The sequence below is a fragment of the Streptomyces sp. NPDC058751 genome, from assembly GCF_042746485.1.
In the GTDB taxonomy this organism is placed as follows: Bacteria; Actinomycetota; Actinomycetes; order Streptomycetales; family Streptomycetaceae; genus Streptomyces.
The window spans coordinates 62,456-79,876 of the sequence record NZ_JBHYPZ010000025.1 but is presented as its reverse complement, the minus strand read 5'-3'; the positions used below and the strand labels follow the sequence as shown (position 1 = coordinate 79,876).

General features: G+C 69.7%; 18 protein-coding genes. All 18 read left to right on the top strand.

Annotated elements, in window-relative coordinates; genetic code table 11:
• Nucleotides 1-93: 93 nt before the first annotated feature.
• The 18 genes from ACFW6B_RS23200 (at nucleotide 94) to ACFW6B_RS23115 (ending at nucleotide 17,384) form a co-directional block, all read left to right on the top strand.
• Nucleotides 94-567: an ATP-binding protein gene (locus ACFW6B_RS23200; RefSeq protein ID WP_386598435.1), complete on the top strand. Its 474-nt coding sequence runs from the start codon at nucleotides 94-96 to the stop codon at nucleotides 565-567.
• A gap of 149 nt (nucleotides 568-716) precedes the next feature.
• The gene (locus ACFW6B_RS23195; protein WP_386598434.1) at nucleotides 717-2,084 is read left to right on the top strand and encodes an ATP-binding protein; all 1,368 of its coding nucleotides are present in this window, start codon (nucleotides 717-719) and stop codon (nucleotides 2,082-2,084) included.
• 22 nt (nucleotides 2,085-2,106) lie between these two features.
• A complete protein-coding gene (locus ACFW6B_RS23190; protein ID WP_386598433.1) occupies nucleotides 2,107-2,592 on the top strand; it encodes a roadblock/LC7 domain-containing protein in 486 nt (161 codons plus the stop codon).
• Complete coding sequence (locus ACFW6B_RS23185) at nucleotides 2,589-2,984, top strand: DUF742 domain-containing protein (RefSeq protein ID WP_386598432.1); 396 nt, start codon at nucleotides 2,589-2,591, stop codon at nucleotides 2,982-2,984. The genes ACFW6B_RS23190 and ACFW6B_RS23185 overlap by 4 nt, the downstream gene beginning before the upstream one ends.
• Nucleotides 2,985-2,991: 7 nt before the next feature.
• Complete coding sequence (locus ACFW6B_RS23180) at nucleotides 2,992-3,588, top strand: ATP/GTP-binding protein (protein WP_386598431.1); 597 nt, start codon at nucleotides 2,992-2,994, stop codon at nucleotides 3,586-3,588.
• Nucleotides 3,588-4,166 carry a GAF domain-containing protein gene (locus ACFW6B_RS23175; RefSeq protein ID WP_386598430.1) on the top strand — a complete coding sequence of 193 codons (579 nt, stop codon included), beginning with the start codon at nucleotides 3,588-3,590 and terminating at the stop codon, nucleotides 4,164-4,166. Before ACFW6B_RS23180 ends, ACFW6B_RS23175 begins: the two co-directional genes overlap by 1 nt.
• Nucleotides 4,167-4,244: 78 nt before the next feature.
• Nucleotides 4,245-5,495, top strand: a complete 1,251-nt coding sequence (locus ACFW6B_RS23170; RefSeq protein WP_386598429.1) for an acyl-CoA dehydrogenase family protein — start codon at nucleotides 4,245-4,247, stop codon at nucleotides 5,493-5,495.
• A 444-nt stretch (nucleotides 5,496-5,939) separates the two neighbouring features.
• A complete protein-coding gene (locus ACFW6B_RS23165; protein ID WP_386598428.1) occupies nucleotides 5,940-6,140 on the top strand; it encodes a DUF5999 family protein in 201 nt (66 codons plus the stop codon).
• Nucleotides 6,137-6,802, top strand: a complete 666-nt coding sequence (locus ACFW6B_RS23160) for a hypothetical protein (protein ID WP_386598427.1) — start codon at nucleotides 6,137-6,139, stop codon at nucleotides 6,800-6,802. Before ACFW6B_RS23165 ends, ACFW6B_RS23160 begins: the two co-directional genes overlap by 4 nt.
• 203 nt (nucleotides 6,803-7,005) lie before the next feature.
• Entirely contained in the window at nucleotides 7,006-8,241 is a 1,236-nt protein-coding gene (gene fxlM / locus ACFW6B_RS23155; RefSeq protein WP_386598426.1) for a methyltransferase, FxLD system, read from the top strand.
• 50 nt (nucleotides 8,242-8,291) lie between these two features.
• Nucleotides 8,292-8,486, top strand: a complete 195-nt coding sequence (gene fxlA, locus ACFW6B_RS23150) for an FxLD family lanthipeptide (RefSeq protein WP_386598425.1) — start codon at nucleotides 8,292-8,294, stop codon at nucleotides 8,484-8,486.
• 90 nt (nucleotides 8,487-8,576) lie between these two features.
• Nucleotides 8,577-11,636, top strand: coding sequence for a lantibiotic dehydratase (locus tag ACFW6B_RS23145; protein WP_386598424.1), 3,060 nt, complete (start codon nucleotides 8,577-8,579; stop codon nucleotides 11,634-11,636).
• A complete protein-coding gene (locus ACFW6B_RS23140) occupies nucleotides 11,636-12,865 on the top strand; it encodes a lanthionine synthetase C family protein (protein WP_386598423.1) in 1,230 nt (409 codons plus the stop codon). Before ACFW6B_RS23145 ends, ACFW6B_RS23140 begins: the two co-directional genes overlap by 1 nt.
• On the top strand, nucleotides 12,847-13,848 hold the full coding sequence (locus tag ACFW6B_RS23135; protein ID WP_386598422.1) for a thiopeptide-type bacteriocin biosynthesis protein: 1,002 nt from the start codon (nucleotides 12,847-12,849) through the stop codon (nucleotides 13,846-13,848). The genes ACFW6B_RS23140 and ACFW6B_RS23135 overlap by 19 nt, the downstream gene beginning before the upstream one ends.
• An 85-nt stretch (nucleotides 13,849-13,933) precedes the next feature.
• Nucleotides 13,934-14,314: a hypothetical protein gene (locus ACFW6B_RS23130; RefSeq protein WP_386598420.1), complete on the top strand. Its 381-nt coding sequence runs from the start codon at nucleotides 13,934-13,936 to the stop codon at nucleotides 14,312-14,314.
• A gap of 54 nt (nucleotides 14,315-14,368) precedes the next feature.
• Nucleotides 14,369-14,737: a hypothetical protein gene (locus tag ACFW6B_RS23125; protein WP_386598419.1), complete on the top strand. Its 369-nt coding sequence runs from the start codon at nucleotides 14,369-14,371 to the stop codon at nucleotides 14,735-14,737.
• Between the two features lie 113 nt (nucleotides 14,738-14,850).
• Nucleotides 14,851-17,175, top strand: a complete 2,325-nt coding sequence (locus tag ACFW6B_RS23120) for a phage portal protein (protein WP_386598418.1) — start codon at nucleotides 14,851-14,853, stop codon at nucleotides 17,173-17,175.
• Nucleotides 17,172-17,384, top strand: coding sequence for a hypothetical protein (locus ACFW6B_RS23115; RefSeq protein WP_386598417.1), 213 nt, complete (start codon nucleotides 17,172-17,174; stop codon nucleotides 17,382-17,384). The genes ACFW6B_RS23120 and ACFW6B_RS23115 overlap by 4 nt, the downstream gene beginning before the upstream one ends.
• Nucleotides 17,385-17,421: the final 37 nt, after the last annotated feature.

Below are 17,421 nucleotides of genomic sequence, written 5' to 3'. Positions count from 1 at the left end.
CGCGATTCTGCCTGGGGGCGTGCACCTGGGAGCCTTCCTGTGAACCCCCCGAATCAGCAACCGGCTGTCTGCGTCGGCGAGGCGGTCACACCCATGCCGTCGACGGCCCCGACCACTCTGCTTCCTCTACGAACGGAAGCAAAACCGGCCTTCGAGTGGAGCACCATCCTGCGGGCCGATGCGGGAGCGGGGCCCAACGCGCGGCTGCGGGTGCGCCCCTGGCTCACGGTCGCCCGCTGGCAAGGCGACGTGGACGTTGCAGCCCGCGTCGCCGCCAAGCTCGTGGACAACGCCGTACGACACGGCAAGCCCCTCACCGACGGCTGCGTTTCCCTCCACCTGATTGTGACGCCGGATACGCACGAACTCCTCATCGAGGTGGACGACGACTACCCCGAGTTCCCGGACTTCGAGAAAGCGGCGACCCAGTCCAGAGCGGTCAGCGGCACGCTGACCGGCCTGGGGTGGGTCACCCGCTACCAGGGGCGTCTGTCCTGGGACGTGAGGAGGGACGCCCACGACGAGGTCGTGGGCAAGACCGTGCAAGCTGTCCTTCCTGCTGGTTGACACGCCCTGCCGACGCGCACATTTCCCCTGCTGGCATCGACTCCGAGGACCCCATGCTTTCCCCCCAACCAGCTGCCCGGCCAGCCAGCCATCGCCGCAGACGAGGCCGCTCCCGCACAGACCGGTACCTCCTCGACGAGGTCTCCGGGGTGCTGTACGCCCCATTGGCCTGCAGCGCCGTTCTGGCGTGCCTGACCGTCCTCGCCACGTGGGCCTTCCACTTCACGCCGGCGCAGCTTGCCTTCTGCCTCGCAGGCAGCGTGCTCATCACCGGTCTCGTCGGAGGCATCCGCACACGGGCCGTGGCCGCCTCCCTGCAACTCAACCGCGACGTTGAGCTGCAGCGCATCGCGGAGGCTGCAGCGGCCACGGAGAAGAGCATGCTCTGGACGGCCGAGGAGCTGTGCCGGGGCGCGCGGCCACCGCTTCCGGTCGAACCGCAGTGGGAAGGCGACGCCTCGCTCGTCAGGGTCTTGGAGCAGATCGGCAATCTGCAGGTACAGGGAGCTGGAAGCCTGCTGCGGGTCCACGACGAGTCGCAGGCGGCCGTGCTGGTCGCCATGCACCAGACGCTGTCTCGACGTCAGCACGGCCTCATCGGGGAGATGCTGGAACACCTCACGCTGCTGCAGAAGGCGACCGAAGACGCGGAACTGCTCGACCGCAGTTTCAAGATCGATCACCTCGCGACGCGGCTGCGCCGCATGGTCGAGAGCGTCTCCGTCGTGCTGGGTGGTAAGTCCCTGCGCGAGACTCGGGCTCCCGTCCCGGTTGCCACGATGCTGCGCGGGGCGAAGTCCGAAGTCGTGAAGTACGCCCGGGTACAGACTGTGTCTGGCGACGTAGGCGCTGCCTTCGCGCTGCCCGCGCATGTGCACCCTGATGTCACTCACCTGCTGGCCGAGCTCATCGACAACGGCCTGGACAACTCGGATCCGGCGTCCAAGGTCACCGTTCGTGCGCAGAGGGTGGCCCACGGCCTGGTATTCGAGGTCGAGGACCGCGCGTTGATCCTCATGAACCCCGCCGAGCGGGACCGGCTGAACGCGGTGCTGAGCAACCCCAGTCACGCTGATGTCGCGGACCAAGTCCGTAAGGGCAGTCTGGGCCTGGTGACGGTCGCCAAGATCGCTGCAAAGTACGGCCTGCAGGTATACCTGCAGATGAATCCGTCGGGCGGCACCACGGCCAACGTTGTCGTCCCCAATCAGTACCTTGTCGCCACCGCGCCGGTCATCGGAACCGTGTCGGTGCCAACCGAGCCTCGACCGGTCAAAGAGCTGGTGCGCCCGGGAGCCGGACAACAGCGTTTCCCCGACCCTCACACCTCTCCCGCCCCGCAGCCAGTCGGCACTGGCACCGAGCCCCTGCCGAAGCGGCGACGGGAACGGCGCCCCGTGCCCGCGGCATCGACGGACGCTGTGCCTGCGCCGGCCGCCAATCCCCGGGCCGCCGCGGACTGGCGCACCGGCTTGCGCGCCGGGCTGCAGGCCGACGTCCCTCCGAATCAGCCCTGATCCCCCTCTGGAGTCCTTCGCCATGACCTTCGACTCGGCCACCTCCACGATCTCCCCCGCGGAGATCCAGGGGCAGATGGCAAGACTGCTCGACGAGTTCGTGACCGACACCGTCGGCGTGACGCACGCCATGCTCGCTTCTCGGGACGGCATGAAGCAGGCGATCCCCTCGCACATGGATCCCGACTGGGCGGACGGGGTGGCCGCAGCGTTCTCCGGGATGGCTGGGCTGGCCAAGGGCGTCACCGGCCCGACGGACAAGCAGATGCCGGCGGGACAGATCCTCATCGAGCGCGACGACACCCTCTTCCTCGCCACCGAGGCTGGCACGGGTAGCGCCTTCAACGCCAACGGCACGAAGGTGGCGACGATCCTGGTCGTACTCGCCCGCACCGACGCGAACATCGGCACGGTGGCCTTCGCCGCCGGCCGCCTGGTCCAGCGCTTCGCCCCCTTCATGACCACCCCCGTCCGCGCGCGCGATGGTCAGGGCGCCGGTGTCGAATGAGTCCCCGATCCGGTCCGGGATCTGCGACGGACGAGACGGACAGCATCGTGCGGCTGTACGCGGTGACCGACGGACGCACACGCGCTCGTCATCGCCTCAGCATGCACACCGTCCTTGGCCCCGGCCCCCGTTCCCCGCAGGATTTATCCGAGGAGAGTGTGCAGATCGTGGTGCTGTGCCGGGAGCGCACCCGGCCGCTCGTCGAGCTGGCGGGAACGCTGGACCTGCACGTCGCCGCGGTGACGGTACTCGTCTCCGACCTGATCGATGCGGGGGCGCTGAGTCTGCCGGTGCCGGATGTCCCCGGCCAGGACCGCGATGTGCAGACGCTGTTCGCGCTGAGTGCCGCGCTCAAGCGCCGCTTCCCCAACGCGACCGCGAAGGCCGGGTGACGGAATCGTGACGCAGTCTGTCCAGCCGGGCGATCGGGTGATCGTCAAGGTGGTCGTCGCCGGAGGGTTCGGGGTGGGGAAGACCACCGCGATCGGCGCCATCAGCGACATTGCGCCGCTGCGGACCGAGGAAGTCCTCACCCAGCAGAGCGCGGCCACCGACAGTCTTCACGGTGTCGAGTACAAGACGACCACGACAGTCGCCTTCGATTTCGGCCGAGTCGGCTGGGACGTTCCTGACCCGATAGAGCTGTACTTGTTCGGCACCCCTGGCCAGCCCCGTTTCTGGGACTTCTGGCGCGACCTGGCCGAAGGTGCCTTCGGTGCCGTCGTCCTGGCCGACACGCGAAGGATCGACTCCAGCTTCCATGCTGCCGACTTCTTCGAGCAGCTCGGCATGCCCTTCATCATCGCGATCAACCGCTTCCCCGGCACCGCCCCGCGCACGCTGGCGGAGATCCGCGAAGCGTTCGACGTCGACGAACACGTGCCGCTGATGTTCTGCGACGCCCGCAACGCCGAGTCCGTGGCCTCGGTACTCCTCGCCCTGGTCCAGCACGCCGTACAGACCCGTTCGATGAACTCCACACGCTTGGACGCCTGATGACTACTCCTTATGCTCGCACCACTCAGCGTCACGTCGAGGCCTTCACCGAAGACCCGGCCACCGAACTGTCCGAGATGGCCACCCGTCTCGCCCGCTTCGCCGAGCTGGGCATCACCATGCAGGGGCAGGAGGTCCTGGACGACATCGCCACAACCATGGCCGGCCAGAGCGGCTTCCTCTACGCCATGGTGAACGCCTTCAGCGACGAGCAGACCTTCCTCGGCCTGCACAACCCGCCGCAGGAGTCCGGCTATCCCCTCGTCGGACGCACCATGAGCCGCGCTCACGGCTGGTGTCCCGAGGTCATCCAGCGCAGGCGCGGTCTGCCCCTGCCGGACGTCGCCGCCTCCCCGCGCTTCCAGAGCAACCAGGTCGTCGACGCGATCGGCATCCAGTCCTACTTCGGCAGCCCCATTATCGACGAGGCGACCGGCCTGGCCCTGCTCACCGTCTGCATCATCGACCCGGAGCCGCGGACCCTCCGCGATGCGGCCCAGCTGCAGACGATCGTCCGGGAGGGCTCCCGCGCGGCGGCCGACGCCCTCAAGATCCCCACCCCGCCGCCTGCCTCCTGACGCACGTCCTGCCCCCCCCCACACACGCGGTTTCGGCCGCAGCCGTCATGTGAGCCCCTTTAGGGAGAGGGACCGTCCATGTCCATGCCCACCACACCCGCCGTCCTCGACAGGTTCCTCACGCCTGCCCATCAGGCGCTGTGGGCGGCCGCCGACGACTTCGCCGCCCAGGAGATCCTGCCCCGGGTGGGCCGAATGGAGAGCGCGCCGCAGCGGGTGGACCAGAGGATCGCTCGGTTGCTGGCCGGCCGCCGCTGGTTCGGCGTCACCGTGCCCGAGACCTTCGGGGGCATGCAAGCCGGGCACGTCGCGAAGACGATCCTGATTCACCGCCTCGCCAGGGTCTCCGGTGCGGCCGCCGCCATCCTGCAAGCCAGCCTGATCCCGGTCGCCGCGTTGCTCTACTACGGCAGCCAAGAGCAGCACACCACGCTCTTGCCGGGCATCGCGGACGGCAGCGCCCTGATGTCGATCGCCGTCACCGAGCCGGACCAGGGCGGTCACATCGGCGGAATACAGACCGCAGCCGAGTGGGACGGCCGCGCCTGGGTTCTCACCGGAGTCAAAGCTCACGTCGGCAACAGCCACATCGCGAATCTTCACGTGGTCGTCGCCCGCACCGCCCCGGCTGGCACCCGCACCTCACAGGCCCTCACCGCATTCCTGGTTCAGGGCGACCAGCGGGGTGTGCGCCTCGTGCGACACAGCGCCAAGTTGGGGCTGCGTGGCTTCAGTTTCGGCCAGATCACTTTCGACCGAGTTCGAGTGCTTCCCGGAAACGTGCTCGGCGAGGTTGGTCAGGGCTTCGACGTCGCCCAGTCCAGCAGCATCCTGTGCGGGCGAGCCAACCTCACCGCGCTCAGTCTCGGCCTGCACGATACGGCCGTCTCCCTCACGGCTCAGTACGTCGGCAAACGCCCTCGCTACGAAGGCAAACTCGCCGACCTCAGCGTCATACAGGAACGACTCGGTCGCATGTCCGCTCGGCTGATCACGGCCAAGGTCCTGGCCTATCACGCCGTCGACATGTTGGACCGGCGCCTGCCCTGCGACGACGAGTTGATCGCCGCCAAAGGCTTCGGCCATGACCTCGCCTCCGAGGCCGGCAACGACGCCATGCAACTGCACGCCGCCGCGGGCCTGGACTCGGATGGCCCCATCCAGCGGATTTGGCGCGACATGCAGACCACGTACGCACCTGCCGGCACCGGCGAAGTCCAGCGCCGGCGCCTCGCCGAAAGCCTCTTGCAGGAAGAGACCGGAGGCGGCCGAACCCAATGGTCCGTTCTGCACGCCGCCGCCATCCACCCTCCGCCGATTGCCGCCTGAAGCTCCCGCGCTCGGCTCGCCCCATCCTCCGCATGAGCCGTGCGCGGGCCCCCGTCTCACGCTAGGCACCCCCCGTTGCCGACCGTGGGACACCAGCCCGGTGCGGGGACGCCGGTTCGGCGGACTCCTCCCACGAGGACGCCGAACTCCCCCGCACCGGGCGCATCTCCCACAACTAGATCAAGGACGCTCCGTGCGACCCGACCATCCCGCCTTCCTCTTTCCTGAGGCTGCCCAGCCTCCTCGTTCCCCGGATTGGACGGTGGTTCAGGGAACGGGGGCCACTTCCGGCCCTGTGCCCGCCCCTGGCCCGGTGGACCTGTGCAAGACCCGCGTTCAAGCGGGACCCCCCTGACTCCCTCTTCGGCCAACCCCTATCCGTGTTCCCCCACGGCAACGTAGGCCGAAGAGGGCCCAACTCCACGATCTGGAAGGACCAGCTTCATGTGTCAGCACCAACCCCCGTGCCCGTCGGCCGACGCGCCCGACCGGGCCGCGGCGCGATCCGTGGCTCGGGACGAGGTGTTGGGCTGGGCGCTGCTGTGCAACGGCACGGTGTTGTTCGAGGACACCGGCGCACTCCTCCCCGACGGACGGATTGTGGCACCGCACCGGCCCCACGAAGCAGTGAGGGCAGCCGCATGAAGCGAAGCAGCGCCGCGTCGAGACTCGTTCCGTACATCACCCATCGAGAGGGCGAGTACGGCGGGCTGGAGTCGGACCTCACGCTCGGCACGAACGCCTTCGGCGCCATGCGTCTCGCCTACCAGGACGAAACCCCCGCTGACCGTGGGCCGCGCGGTGAGCTGTGGGCGCGGTGCTCCCAGTCACTCAACGCTGCCGGGAAGCCGACGGGCAAGCCGCAGTGGCGCCTGGTCAACCCCACCCGGCAGCGGGAGACGATGGAGCGGCTTCGGTGCCAGATCGATTTCTGCCCGGCTGAGACCGACCGGGGCTACATTTTCCTCGCCGGGGCCGCGGAAAACGCATCTCACCGTGCTGGTGAGCCGGTGAGGACAGCCCAGCCGCCGGTGTGCCTGAAGCACCTGCGGCCGGCCATAGAGCTGTGCCCGCACCTGCAAAAGGGGTACGTCGCCTTCCTCGCGCGGGCGGCATCCGTCTGGGGCGTCGTCGGCTCCCGGTACCGCCTGACCGCCACCGGCCTGGATCCCCTTCCTGCCGAGGACGACGACGCGCCCGTGGCGTACGGGCACCCCCAACTGGGCTGGTTCCTGGCGAGCCAACTCGTACGTGAATTGCGGGACTACGAGGTCATCAGTCTGGACGATCTTGCGGCCCTCACCTAGACGGCCGTTCGGCGGCCCTGACGTGACGGGTCGGACCGCCGAACGGCTCCGCACCGGCGCCATAGCTGTCACGCGCCGTCCACCCCTACATCGTCGGCTCAAGTGAGCTGACAAGAACGGAGAACGCCCGCCGATAGCCTCCCGGCGCACCGGCACCTTCCTGCCGGCCCGACCCCTCACACACGTACGACCGAAGGAACTTCATGATCAACACGACCGTCGAACCCGACGAGGCGACCCGCTTGCGGAACGAGGCGGTGGACGAGCTCCGCAGGGAGGGCACCCTCTCCACCCCGGAGATCGACACGGTGATGCGCAAGGTGCCTCGCCACGAATTCATCCCCGGCGCGCCCCTGGACAAGGCGTACGACCCGTACGCCGCCGTGATCACGAAAACGGACGAGTACGGCGTACAGATCAGCTCCGTCTCCGCCCCGCAGATCCAGGCCATGATGCTGGAGCAGGCGCAGGTACGCCCCGGAATGCGGGTGCTGGAGATCGGCTCGGGAGGGCTGAACGCAGCCTACCTCGCCGAACTCGTCGGCGAGGACGGCGAAGTGATCACCGTGGACATCGACGTCGAGGTCACCGACCGCGCCCGGCGGCTCCTGGACGAGCACGGATACGGCAGGGTCCGCGTCGTCACTGTCGACGCAGCCGAGCCGATCCCGGACCTCGGTGAAGTCGATGTCGTCATGGTGACCGCGGGGGCCTGGGACATCTCTCCGGCGTGGACCGCGCAGCTCAAGCCCGGCGGCCGGCTGGTGGTGCCGTTGCGGATGCGAGGCCTGACCCGGTCGGTCTCCTTCACCCAGGTCGCGGGCGAGCACGGCTCCTACCTGGAGAGCGAGTCGGCGCGGATCTGCGGCTTCGTCCCGATGCAGGGCTCGACCGCTCACCGGGAAGAACTCCTCCTGGTCAACGGCACTCCGGAGATCGGGCTCAAGTTCGATGACGGCCTGCCGGCCGACCCGCACCGGCTCGACAACGCCGTCACCACACCGCGCCACGAACTGTGGACCGGCGTCACGGTTCGTGTCCAGGAACTCATCGACACCCTCCAGATGGCGATGGCGATCAGCCTGCCGGGCTTCTGCACGATGGCCGTCGACGAAGACCTGGACACGGGCCTGGTCGACCCCGTGAACAAGCGGTTCGCCCTCGCTGCCGTCGAGGACGACACCTTCGCCTACCTCGTCACCCGCCGCACCGAGGACAACAAGCACCTGGAGTACGGCGTGCACGCCCTCGGCCCGAACGCGAAGCAGTTCGCCGACAAGATCGCCGACGTGCTGCGCGACTGGGAGACCAACCGGCGCGGCGGCCCCAGCCCGGTCATCCGGGTCTACCCGGCTGGCACCCCCGATGCCCAGATCCCGGCCGATCGGGTCATCGACAAAACGCACAGCCGGGTCTCGCTCTCCTGGCCCGCGGCGTAACGCCGGGAGCCAGGCAGTCCCGCACCATCCGAATAACAGGAAGGCACACCATGGCAAGCGCCACTCTGGCCCCGCCCGTTTCACTGCCGGGCCTGGACGAGGACGACTTCGCGCCCCTGGACGTGAAGGTCGTCATCGCCGAGCACCCGCACGGCAAGCTCATGTGCTCCACGGGCGACGGCTGCGGCACCACCTGCGCGACCGGCTCCTCCGCCTGCGGCTCCTTCACCGAGGACCCGGCCTGATCCAGGCCGTCCCTCACCTGTGGGCCGGGCGAAGCGCTTCGCCCGGCCCACAGGCCCCTCTCTCCCTGCGCCGCCTCACGGAAGGGCCTCATGGCTTCCCGAGCAGTCGCCGGATACCAGTGGCAAGGCGTTGCGCTGCTGCGCGCCACCACCAGCCCCGGGCCGGCAGACATCCCCCATACCCTCAATCTGGACAACGTGGCCGTCACCCGCGGATGGCTCAACCGCATTTGGCAACGCGAGGACTTCCGCAGTGCCCTGGAACTGGCCACCCCCGTCCTGTCCGACGCCATCGAGGCAGTCGTCCAGGGCCGGCAGGCCGAGCCCCGTCACGTCCGCCGGACCGCGCTGTCGACGATCTCCTACCTCCTGCGGTGGCAGCACCGGCCGACTCCGCTCGGCCTGTTCGCCGGCACCGCCCCGGTGGCTGTCGGGCCCCAGGCGAGCGCGCGGTGGCGCGACAAGCACCGCGCGATGATCCGGCCGGACGCCGAATGGGTCACCGAAATGGTCCTCCGGCTCCAGCGCACCCCCGCATTACTGGAGCGGTTACCGCTCGTCGCCAACAACGCCGCCCGCCCCCGCGGTGACCGGCTCGTGGCGCCGGGCCCGCCCTCCGACGGCCACGCCGTCCTCCTGGCCCCGGTCGAGATATCCGTCCGCAACGCCCGGCCGGTGGCCGCCGCCATGGACGCGGCCCGCACCCCCATCTCCTACGGCGACCTCCACGACCACCTGCGCGACCGCTTCCCGCAGGCCACCCCGGAGAAGATCGACGCCCTTCTGGCCAGCCTGGTCGAGCAGCAGTTCCTCGTAACCAGCCTCTGGGCGCCCATGACCACCGTGGACGCCTTCCAGCACCTGTGCCGCGAACTGGACCGGCTCCAGGCGGACACCGTCCCCGAGGTGCGGGACCTGGTCCAGGCGCTGTACGCGCTGCGCGACGACATGTCCGCCCACCAGCCGATGATCTCCGACACCAGGGTGCGCGCCGTCGCCGCGCGGATGCGCGCCTTCACCCCCGTCACGCCGACACCGCTACTCATTGACACCGCCCTCGACTGCGAGATCCACCTCCCGCAGACGGTGATCGCGGAAGTGCAAGCAGCCGTGTCGGCCCTCTACCGGACCACCCCGCAGCCCTACGGCTACCAGCACTGGCGCGACTATCACTACCGGTTCCGGGCCCGGTACGGCGTCGGCGCCCTGGTGCCGGTGCTGGACTTGGTCGCCGACAGCGGCCTTGGCCTACCCGCCGGATACATCGGCTCCGAACGTTCTGCCGCCCTGAAACCGCGCACCGACCGCGATGAACTGCTGCTCGCCTTGGTGCAACAAGTCATCCTGGACGGCCGCGATGAGCTCCGGCTGACGGACGACATGGTCGACGCGTTGGAAAAGGCCGCCGGAAGTGACGAGCCGCTGCTCGTACCCCGCGTGGAGACCGCCTTCGAAGTTCACTCCCACAGCACCACGGATCTGTCCCGCGGCTCCTTCGACATTCTGCTCACTGCGGCACCTCGCCCCGGCAGCAGCATGGCCGGCCGGTTCGCCCACGTCCTGCCGCCCGAGCAGCAGGACGCGCTCGCCGCCACGTACCAGGGGGCGCCGGACGGCCTGACGGCGCAGCTCGTGTTCCCTCCGCGCCGCCACCGCAACGAGAACGTCACCCGTACACCGCGGCTACTGCCGCACGTCATCGAGCTGTCCGGCCACCAGGAGGCCGACGAGACGACGATCCGGCTCGCCGACATCGCCGTCACCGCGGACCCGCGCAGCTTTCACCTCGTGCAGCTTTCCACCGGCCGGCCAGTCGACGTGCGGGTCCTGCACGCGCTGGAGGGCGGGACCCAGACTCCGCCGCTGGCTCGTTTCCTCGCCGAAGTGGCCCATGGGAAGTTCGCCGCCTACAAGCCGTTCGACTTCGGCGTCGGCGCCCGGCTTCCGTACCTGCCGCGGGTGCGCTACCGCCGCACCATCTTCACGCAGGCCCGGTGGCTGCTGAGGGCCGACGACCTGCCCGGCCGTACAACCCCGACGGAGAGATGGGAGCAGGCCTTCACCGCATGGCGCGGCCGGCTGCGGGTCCCGGTGCAGGTCGCCATCATCGAGTACGACCAGCGCCTCCCCCTCGACCTGTCCCACCCGGTCCACCGCCGGGTACTGCGCGCACACCTCGACAACGCCCGGCGCCTGGAGCTGCGCGAGGTCCCGGACGCAGACGCCCACGGCTGGATCGGGCGGGCACACGAGATCTGGTTCTCCCTGGGCCGCTCGGAGCCAGCCGCCGAGGTACTCCGGCCTCGCCCCGCCCCGTCAGCGGCCCCCGGTCGGCACCTTCCGGGCGCCGGCGACATCCTCCTCGCGCAGCTCCACGCCCACCCGCGCCGCTACGACGAGATCCTGAGCCGCCACCTGCCCAGCCTCCTCGCCGCGTTCGGCGACGCCCCTCCACTCTGGTGGTTCACCCGGCACCGGGAGATGGCCCGCCCGGACGCCGACCAGCACCTCGACCTCACTCTGCACCTGCCGCCGGACGCGTACGGGGCCGCCGCTCAGCACGTCCGCAGGTGGGCGGACAGCTTGCACGGGACCGGTCTGGCGGCCGGGCTCGTCCTGGCTCCCTACCAGCCGCAGACCGGGCGCTTCGGCGGCGAGGCGGCCATGGACGCCGCGCACCGGGTGTTCGCCACGGACTCCGCCGCCGCCCTCGCCCAGATCCAGCTCACCGAGTACACCGACGTGCTCGCCCCGCAGGCTCTCGCCGCAACCAGTGCTCTGCACCTCGTCACCCCCCTGGCGCCGGACACCGCGGCGGCTGAGGAGTGGCTGGTGCGCAACCTCCCCCAGGGCACGGGACGACTGAACCGGGCCCTGCGTACCCAGGTGCTCGAACTCGCCGCGCCGAACGGCAACTCCGTGCTCGCGGCCCTCCCCGGCGGCCCTGCGGTCGCTGAAGCGTGGCGGGCCCGCGCCACCGCCGTCGACACCTACCAGACAGCCTTGACCGGCCAGCGTGATCCGCTCGACGTCGCCCGGTCACTCCTGCACCAGCACCACGTCCGGGCCCTGGGCGTCGACCCGCGCGCCGAGGAGACCACGATCCGGCTCGTACGCACCGCGGCACTCCAGCACCGGAGGGCCGCCTGATGACCGCGCCAGCCGCCACCACCGCGGCGATCCTGGAGCAGTACACCGCCCACCTCGCACAACCTGCTCCCTCGCCTCCGGACGAGCCGTGGGCGGTGCAGTCCCTCGCCGACGGCGCCGCCGGAATCAGCCTGCTGCACATCGAGACGATCAGCCGTCACGGCGGCTCCTGGCGCCCCGCCCACCGGTGGATCACCGCCGCGGCGGCCGGCCACATCAGCGCGGCCGACACCGCGGGACTGTTCCTCGGCGCCCCGGCCCTCGGCTTCGTCCTCACCACCGTCCCGCCGTCCTTTCAGCACCTGTACGAACCGGCGCGGCGGACCCTGCACCAGCACATCACCGACCTGACCCACCGCCGCGTGGACGCCGCGCTCACCCGCATCCGCAAGGGCGACCTGCCCACCTTCGCCGAGTACGACCTGTTCTACGGCCTCACCGGCATCGGGGCGTACCTCCTGCGGACCGACCCCGAAGGGCTCCCCCTGGAACGAGTCCTGAAGTACCTCGTCGCCCTGACCCGCCCCCTCGCGCCCGACGGCCGCGGCCTGCCGGGCTGGTGGGTCCGCCACGACCCGGCCCGCGGCGAATCTCCCCACTTCCCGGGCGGCCACGGCAACTTCGGCGCCGCCCACGGCATCACCGGCCCGCTCCTCCTGCTGGCCCAAGCCATGCGCCGCGGCATCACCGTCAGCGGCCACCGCGAAGCCATCTGGAGCATCTGCGAACACCTCGACACCTGGTGCCAGCCCAGTCCCTCCGGTCCCTGGTGGCCCGAGCACATCTCGCGCCGCGACGTCGACCTCGGGCGCCCCCACCACGATGCTCCCACCCGGCCGAGCTGGTGCTACGGGACCACGGGCATCGCACGAGCCGGGCAACTCGCCGGGCTCGCCCTGCGCGCCCCCGACGTCCAGGCGTTCTACGAGGACGCGCTGTACCGGGCGTTGACCGACCCCGAACAGCTCGCCCAGGTCACCGACTCGGGTCTGTGCCACGGCTGGGCGGGCATCTACCAGACGGCCACCCGCGCCGCCGCCGATGCCCTCGACCATCGTCTCCAGGCCCTCCCGGGAAGCCTCGGCGACGCCCTCGCCGCGAGCGCCCGGCCCGGACTTCCCGAGTCCGGCCTGATCAACGGTGACGCCGGCGCCGCGCTCGCCCTGACCACCCACGCCTCACAGCAGGCCCCGATCACCGGATGGGACGCATGTCTCCTGATCAACTGATCTCGACGGAGCCGAGCCCGATCCACCGCGCGGTCACGGCCGCCCTCACCGGCCTGCCGATCCCCGAAGTCGCAGCCCAGCACGGGATGGAACCGACGACCCTGTCCGACGCCCTGGCGGTCTACGACCAGGCCGGCCGGGAGGCCCTGGCCCGGCACGCCTCCACGGACGACTGGTGGCAGGTGTATCTCCACTTCACCGACTGGACGAAAGCCGACGAGACCTTCACCGCGCACGTCCTGCCCCTGCTCCAGGAGGCAGAGACCGGCGGCATCATCGGCGGCTGGTGGTACACCAGGAAGCACCCCTGCTGGCGCCTGCGTCTCCGCGTCCGGCCGGGGATCGGCGCCAAGATCGGAGCCGCGGAGGGCCTGGACCGACTCGGCTTGCACCGCCTTGTGGCCGACGGGCACCTCGTGCGCTGGTGGCCCGGGATCTACGAGCCTGAGACCGCGGCATTCGGGGGCGAGGCCAGCATGACGGCCGCGCACGCCCTGTTCATGACTGACAGCCGAGAGGCGCCGCAACTCAGGCAGCGCGGGGACCTGGCCGTGGGGCCGCGCGAGCTCTCCGTTCTCCTCTGCACGATCATGATGCGCGCCGTCGGCCTGGAGTGGTACGAGCAGGGGGACGTCTGGCATCGCGTCATCACGGAAGAGCACCGCTCGGCCGTCAGCGACGTCCCGGCGGACCGTCTGAACGCCCGCGCCCAGGAGATCCTGCCTTTGCTCTGGGCCGACAGCGACATCCTTCTGCGCCCCGGCGGAAAACTTGAGCCCGTCGCCGAATGGGCTGCCGCCTTCCGCAGTACGGGGCAGGAACTCGCCCGTGCTGTTCAAGCAGGCACGCTCGACCGCGGGTTGAGGCAGGTGCTCAGCTATCACGTGATCTTCCACTGGAACCGACTCGGGCTGTCCTTGCGGGCACAGAGCGTTCTGGCCTGGGCAGCCAAGGCCGCCGTCCTACACAGGGCCGACAGTTGACGTAACAGAATTGGCTGCTGCCGCGTCTCACTCAGTGACCACGGCCTTGGAGCGGGCCCGGAATTCTTAGGGGAGAGTCCTGCACGTGACCGACGAGTCCACGTCCCGTTCCACCACTGTCAAAAAGCGCCCGCACAAGTGGGTTGTCGCCGCTGAGATCCGAGTCGACGAGTCCGTTGCCCGCGTTGCCGACTTCCGCGGCTCCTTCAAAACCAAGGTCGAGCAGCGCATCGACGCGCTGGACACCTACTGCAAGAACTGCCGACGCCCCTTCGCGGATGTCTCCGGCTACGACTGTGAAGCTCTCGTCGACAACCGGCACCTGATCGGCGGGGACCAATCTGTGCGAGCAAAGCGCAAGCCCACCCCGACGCCACCTCCGGGGGCCAAGCTCGTCAAGGGCGGCACTTACAGCCGCTACGGCCTCAAGGCGTACGTCGCCGGCGTCTCCCGCCCCCACATGTAGACCAAGGTCCCGACCACGCGACGTTAGCCCGGAAGCGTTCCTAGCTTCCGCCGGGTGAAGACGACACCCAAGGACACGCCGCCCGGCCGCCACCGCGCCGGAGCGCGGCTCGCCCGCGAACTCGCCGGGCTGCTCCTGGTGGCCGCTGGAACGATCGGCCTCGTCACTGCCGCGTTCGCCGTCCACCGACTGGTCGGCACCGGCCTGGTCGCTGCCGTACTGCTCACGTTCGGCTCCTGGACGCTCCACCAGCGGCCCCGGCCCGGCCGAGCGGCGTACATCGTCGGAACCGTGAGCACCGTGGCGGGCGCGGTGCTCGCCTTGTCGCTGATCTGGTTCCTCTCCCCAGTCGGTGCTCTTGCCGCCGGGTCCGCCCTCGTAGGCGGCGCGGGCCTGTGGCTGACCTCGGGTGAGGTGCGCTGATGGCGGGCCGCCGTTTCCTCCCCGCGCTGCGTTCCTTGCTATCCGGCAGTTCCCAACCGGTCGAGACGGAAACCAAAACGATCTCCTGGTCCGGAGGCGCGTACACGTCGACGATGTACGCCGGCACCGGGAACATCTGGGGCACAGAAGGCCGCGCCGACGGCTGGGACATGGACCGCGTCGTCACCGAGGGGTACGAGCGCGTCGTCTGGGTGTTCAAGGCCATCGACACCATCGGCAAGCACGCCTCACGCCTCCCCCTCGAACTGGGCCGCGGGCTCACTGAAGAGGGCGAGTTCGAGGAGACGTTCCCTGACCATCCACTCCTGCGGCTGCTCAACGGGCAGGCGAATCCGCTGGAGACGGGGCCGATGCTCCGCAAGCGGCTCTCGGCGCAGATTTTGCTCAGCAAAAGAGGCGCGTTCGTTGAGAAGACTCGCAGCCGGGCAGGCACCCTGACCCGGCTAGATCTCCTCCCGCCGGACCGGGTGCTGCCCATCCCGGACCCCAAGGGCGACTACCTCTCCCACTTCGAGTTCACGACTCGCGAGGGCGTTATCCGGGAACTGCCGCCCGAGCGGGTGCTGTGGATCCGCGACCCACACCCAACTGATCCTTTCAGCGGCATCACCCCACTGGAGGCTGCTGGCATCAGTGTCGACCTGGACCACCTGTCGCGCCTCTACAACGTTTCATTCATCAAGAACGATGCCCGCCCCGGTGGCGTGATCGCCGTCGACGCGACCTCCCTCAACCCGCAGGAAATGGACAGGCTCGAGTCCCGGTTCCTGCCCGGCTCCGAGTTCGCCGGCCACCTGTCGGTGATCGCGGCAGGGCCTGGCGGCATGAACTACGTCGACACCGCCGCCAAGCCGCGGGACATGAACTACGAGCACGCCTCCGCGAACGCGAAGCTGGAGATCCTCGCCGCGTTCGGCGTTCCCGAGTCCGTCACCGGCAACGCCTCTGGGAGAACCTTCGACAACGCCGAGCAGGAAGAACTCGGCTTCTGGCTGCACACGGAACTCGGTCACCTGGAGCTCATCGCCAACGCGTTCGAGAAGGACGCAGGCGAAGAAATGCGGCTCCGCTACGACACGTCGACCGTCGAAGTGCTGGAACTGCCACGGCGGAAACGGCGCGCGGAAGCCCGCGAGGAGTGGAACGCCGGGCTCATCAGCATCGACGAATACCGCAAGCTCGCAGGACTGTCTCCGTACTCCAACCCGCATACCCGCGCGCTGTGGATCTCCCCGCAGAAGGCGCCCGTGCCGCTCGTACCGGGTGACGCCGCTGCACTCGGAATCTCCAGCGGCCCGGACCAGGGTGGAAGCCCGGGAATGGCCGGGCCCGGCCCGAACGCGCCGCAGCCTCCCGGCCCGCCGCCGACAGATGGCGCAGCGGCGCAGGCCGTGGCCGAAGCGCGCGACGAGACACTCGGGTACGCCCCCGGCGGGACGCCGGGGGCGGCGGCCGCCGCAGTCGACGAGGCGCACGCCGCCATGTTGAGCCCGCAGTCGGGCCCCGCGGCGGCCGCCGTCGACGAGGCACGGGCAGGCCTGGACGGGATACCCGAGGAAGGCCCCGCGGCGGCCGCCGTCGACGAGGCACGCCGGATGGAGTCCAAGGCGCTCTCACTGATCACCGAGTTCAGCGTCAGGGACGACGACTTCGACCAGGCCCGCGCTGCTGTCGAAGCCGCTCTCACCGGGCTGTTCGCCCGGCAGGAGGGCGTCATCACCGCGCGTCTGCGGTCCCCCAAGGCGCGCAAGGGCACCCGCTACTGGCTGGACGACGGGCCGACCGATACCCGCGGCGGCATCAAGCCCATGGACATGGGCAAGGCCGTGGGGGCCGAGAAGTGGCAAGACGAGGTGATCGCCACCCTCACGCCCGTCCTGACCCGCCTTGCGGGTGCGAGGGCTGCCGACGCCGCGGACGCGTTCGGTAGCAGTGTCGGCGGCGGGGCGTCGGCCGGCATCGGCGCCGCGGTGCTCACCGCGGCGGCCGTCGCCGCCGACACCATGCTGGCCTTCCACCGGGCCCTGGAGCTGACGCTCGACGAAGCGCAGCAGGCCGGCTCCGCCCTCGATGCCCTGGTCGGAACTGTCGGCGAGATGCTGCAGGGCGAGGAGTCGGCACACGTCATCGGCAGCATCGCCGAATCGGCCGCCACCGCCACGGTGAACGGTGCCGTCGATGCTGTCGCAGCGTCCACGAGCCCGGACATCCAGCGCACCTGGCAGACACGGCGCGACGACCGCGTACGTCCGGCTCACGCTGCCGCAGAGGGCCTGATGCTGCCCGTGAAACAGCCCTTCGAGATGGAGGGCTGGCCGGTGCGCTTCCCCGGCGACCCGCTCGCCCCTCGCTCTCTCACCGTCAACTGCCGCTGCCGCCTGCGCTACCGCACCGCCCCTGAAGGAGAAACGCCGTGAGCTGGATCGTCTGGGTCCTGTGGACCTCCTTGTTCGCCCTGTTCGAGACATGGGCGCTGGTCAACAAACTGGAGGGCGACACCCTCAGCGAGAACACCCGGAAGCTGTTCCGCATCCGCACGTCCAAGGCCGGGCGGGCAGTCTTCACCGTGGGATGGCTGGGGTTCGCTGCGTGGTTCCTGCTGCACATCCTCACCGAGACGATGTGACCGCCCCGACGAGGACGCGACGCTAAGCATCACCGCT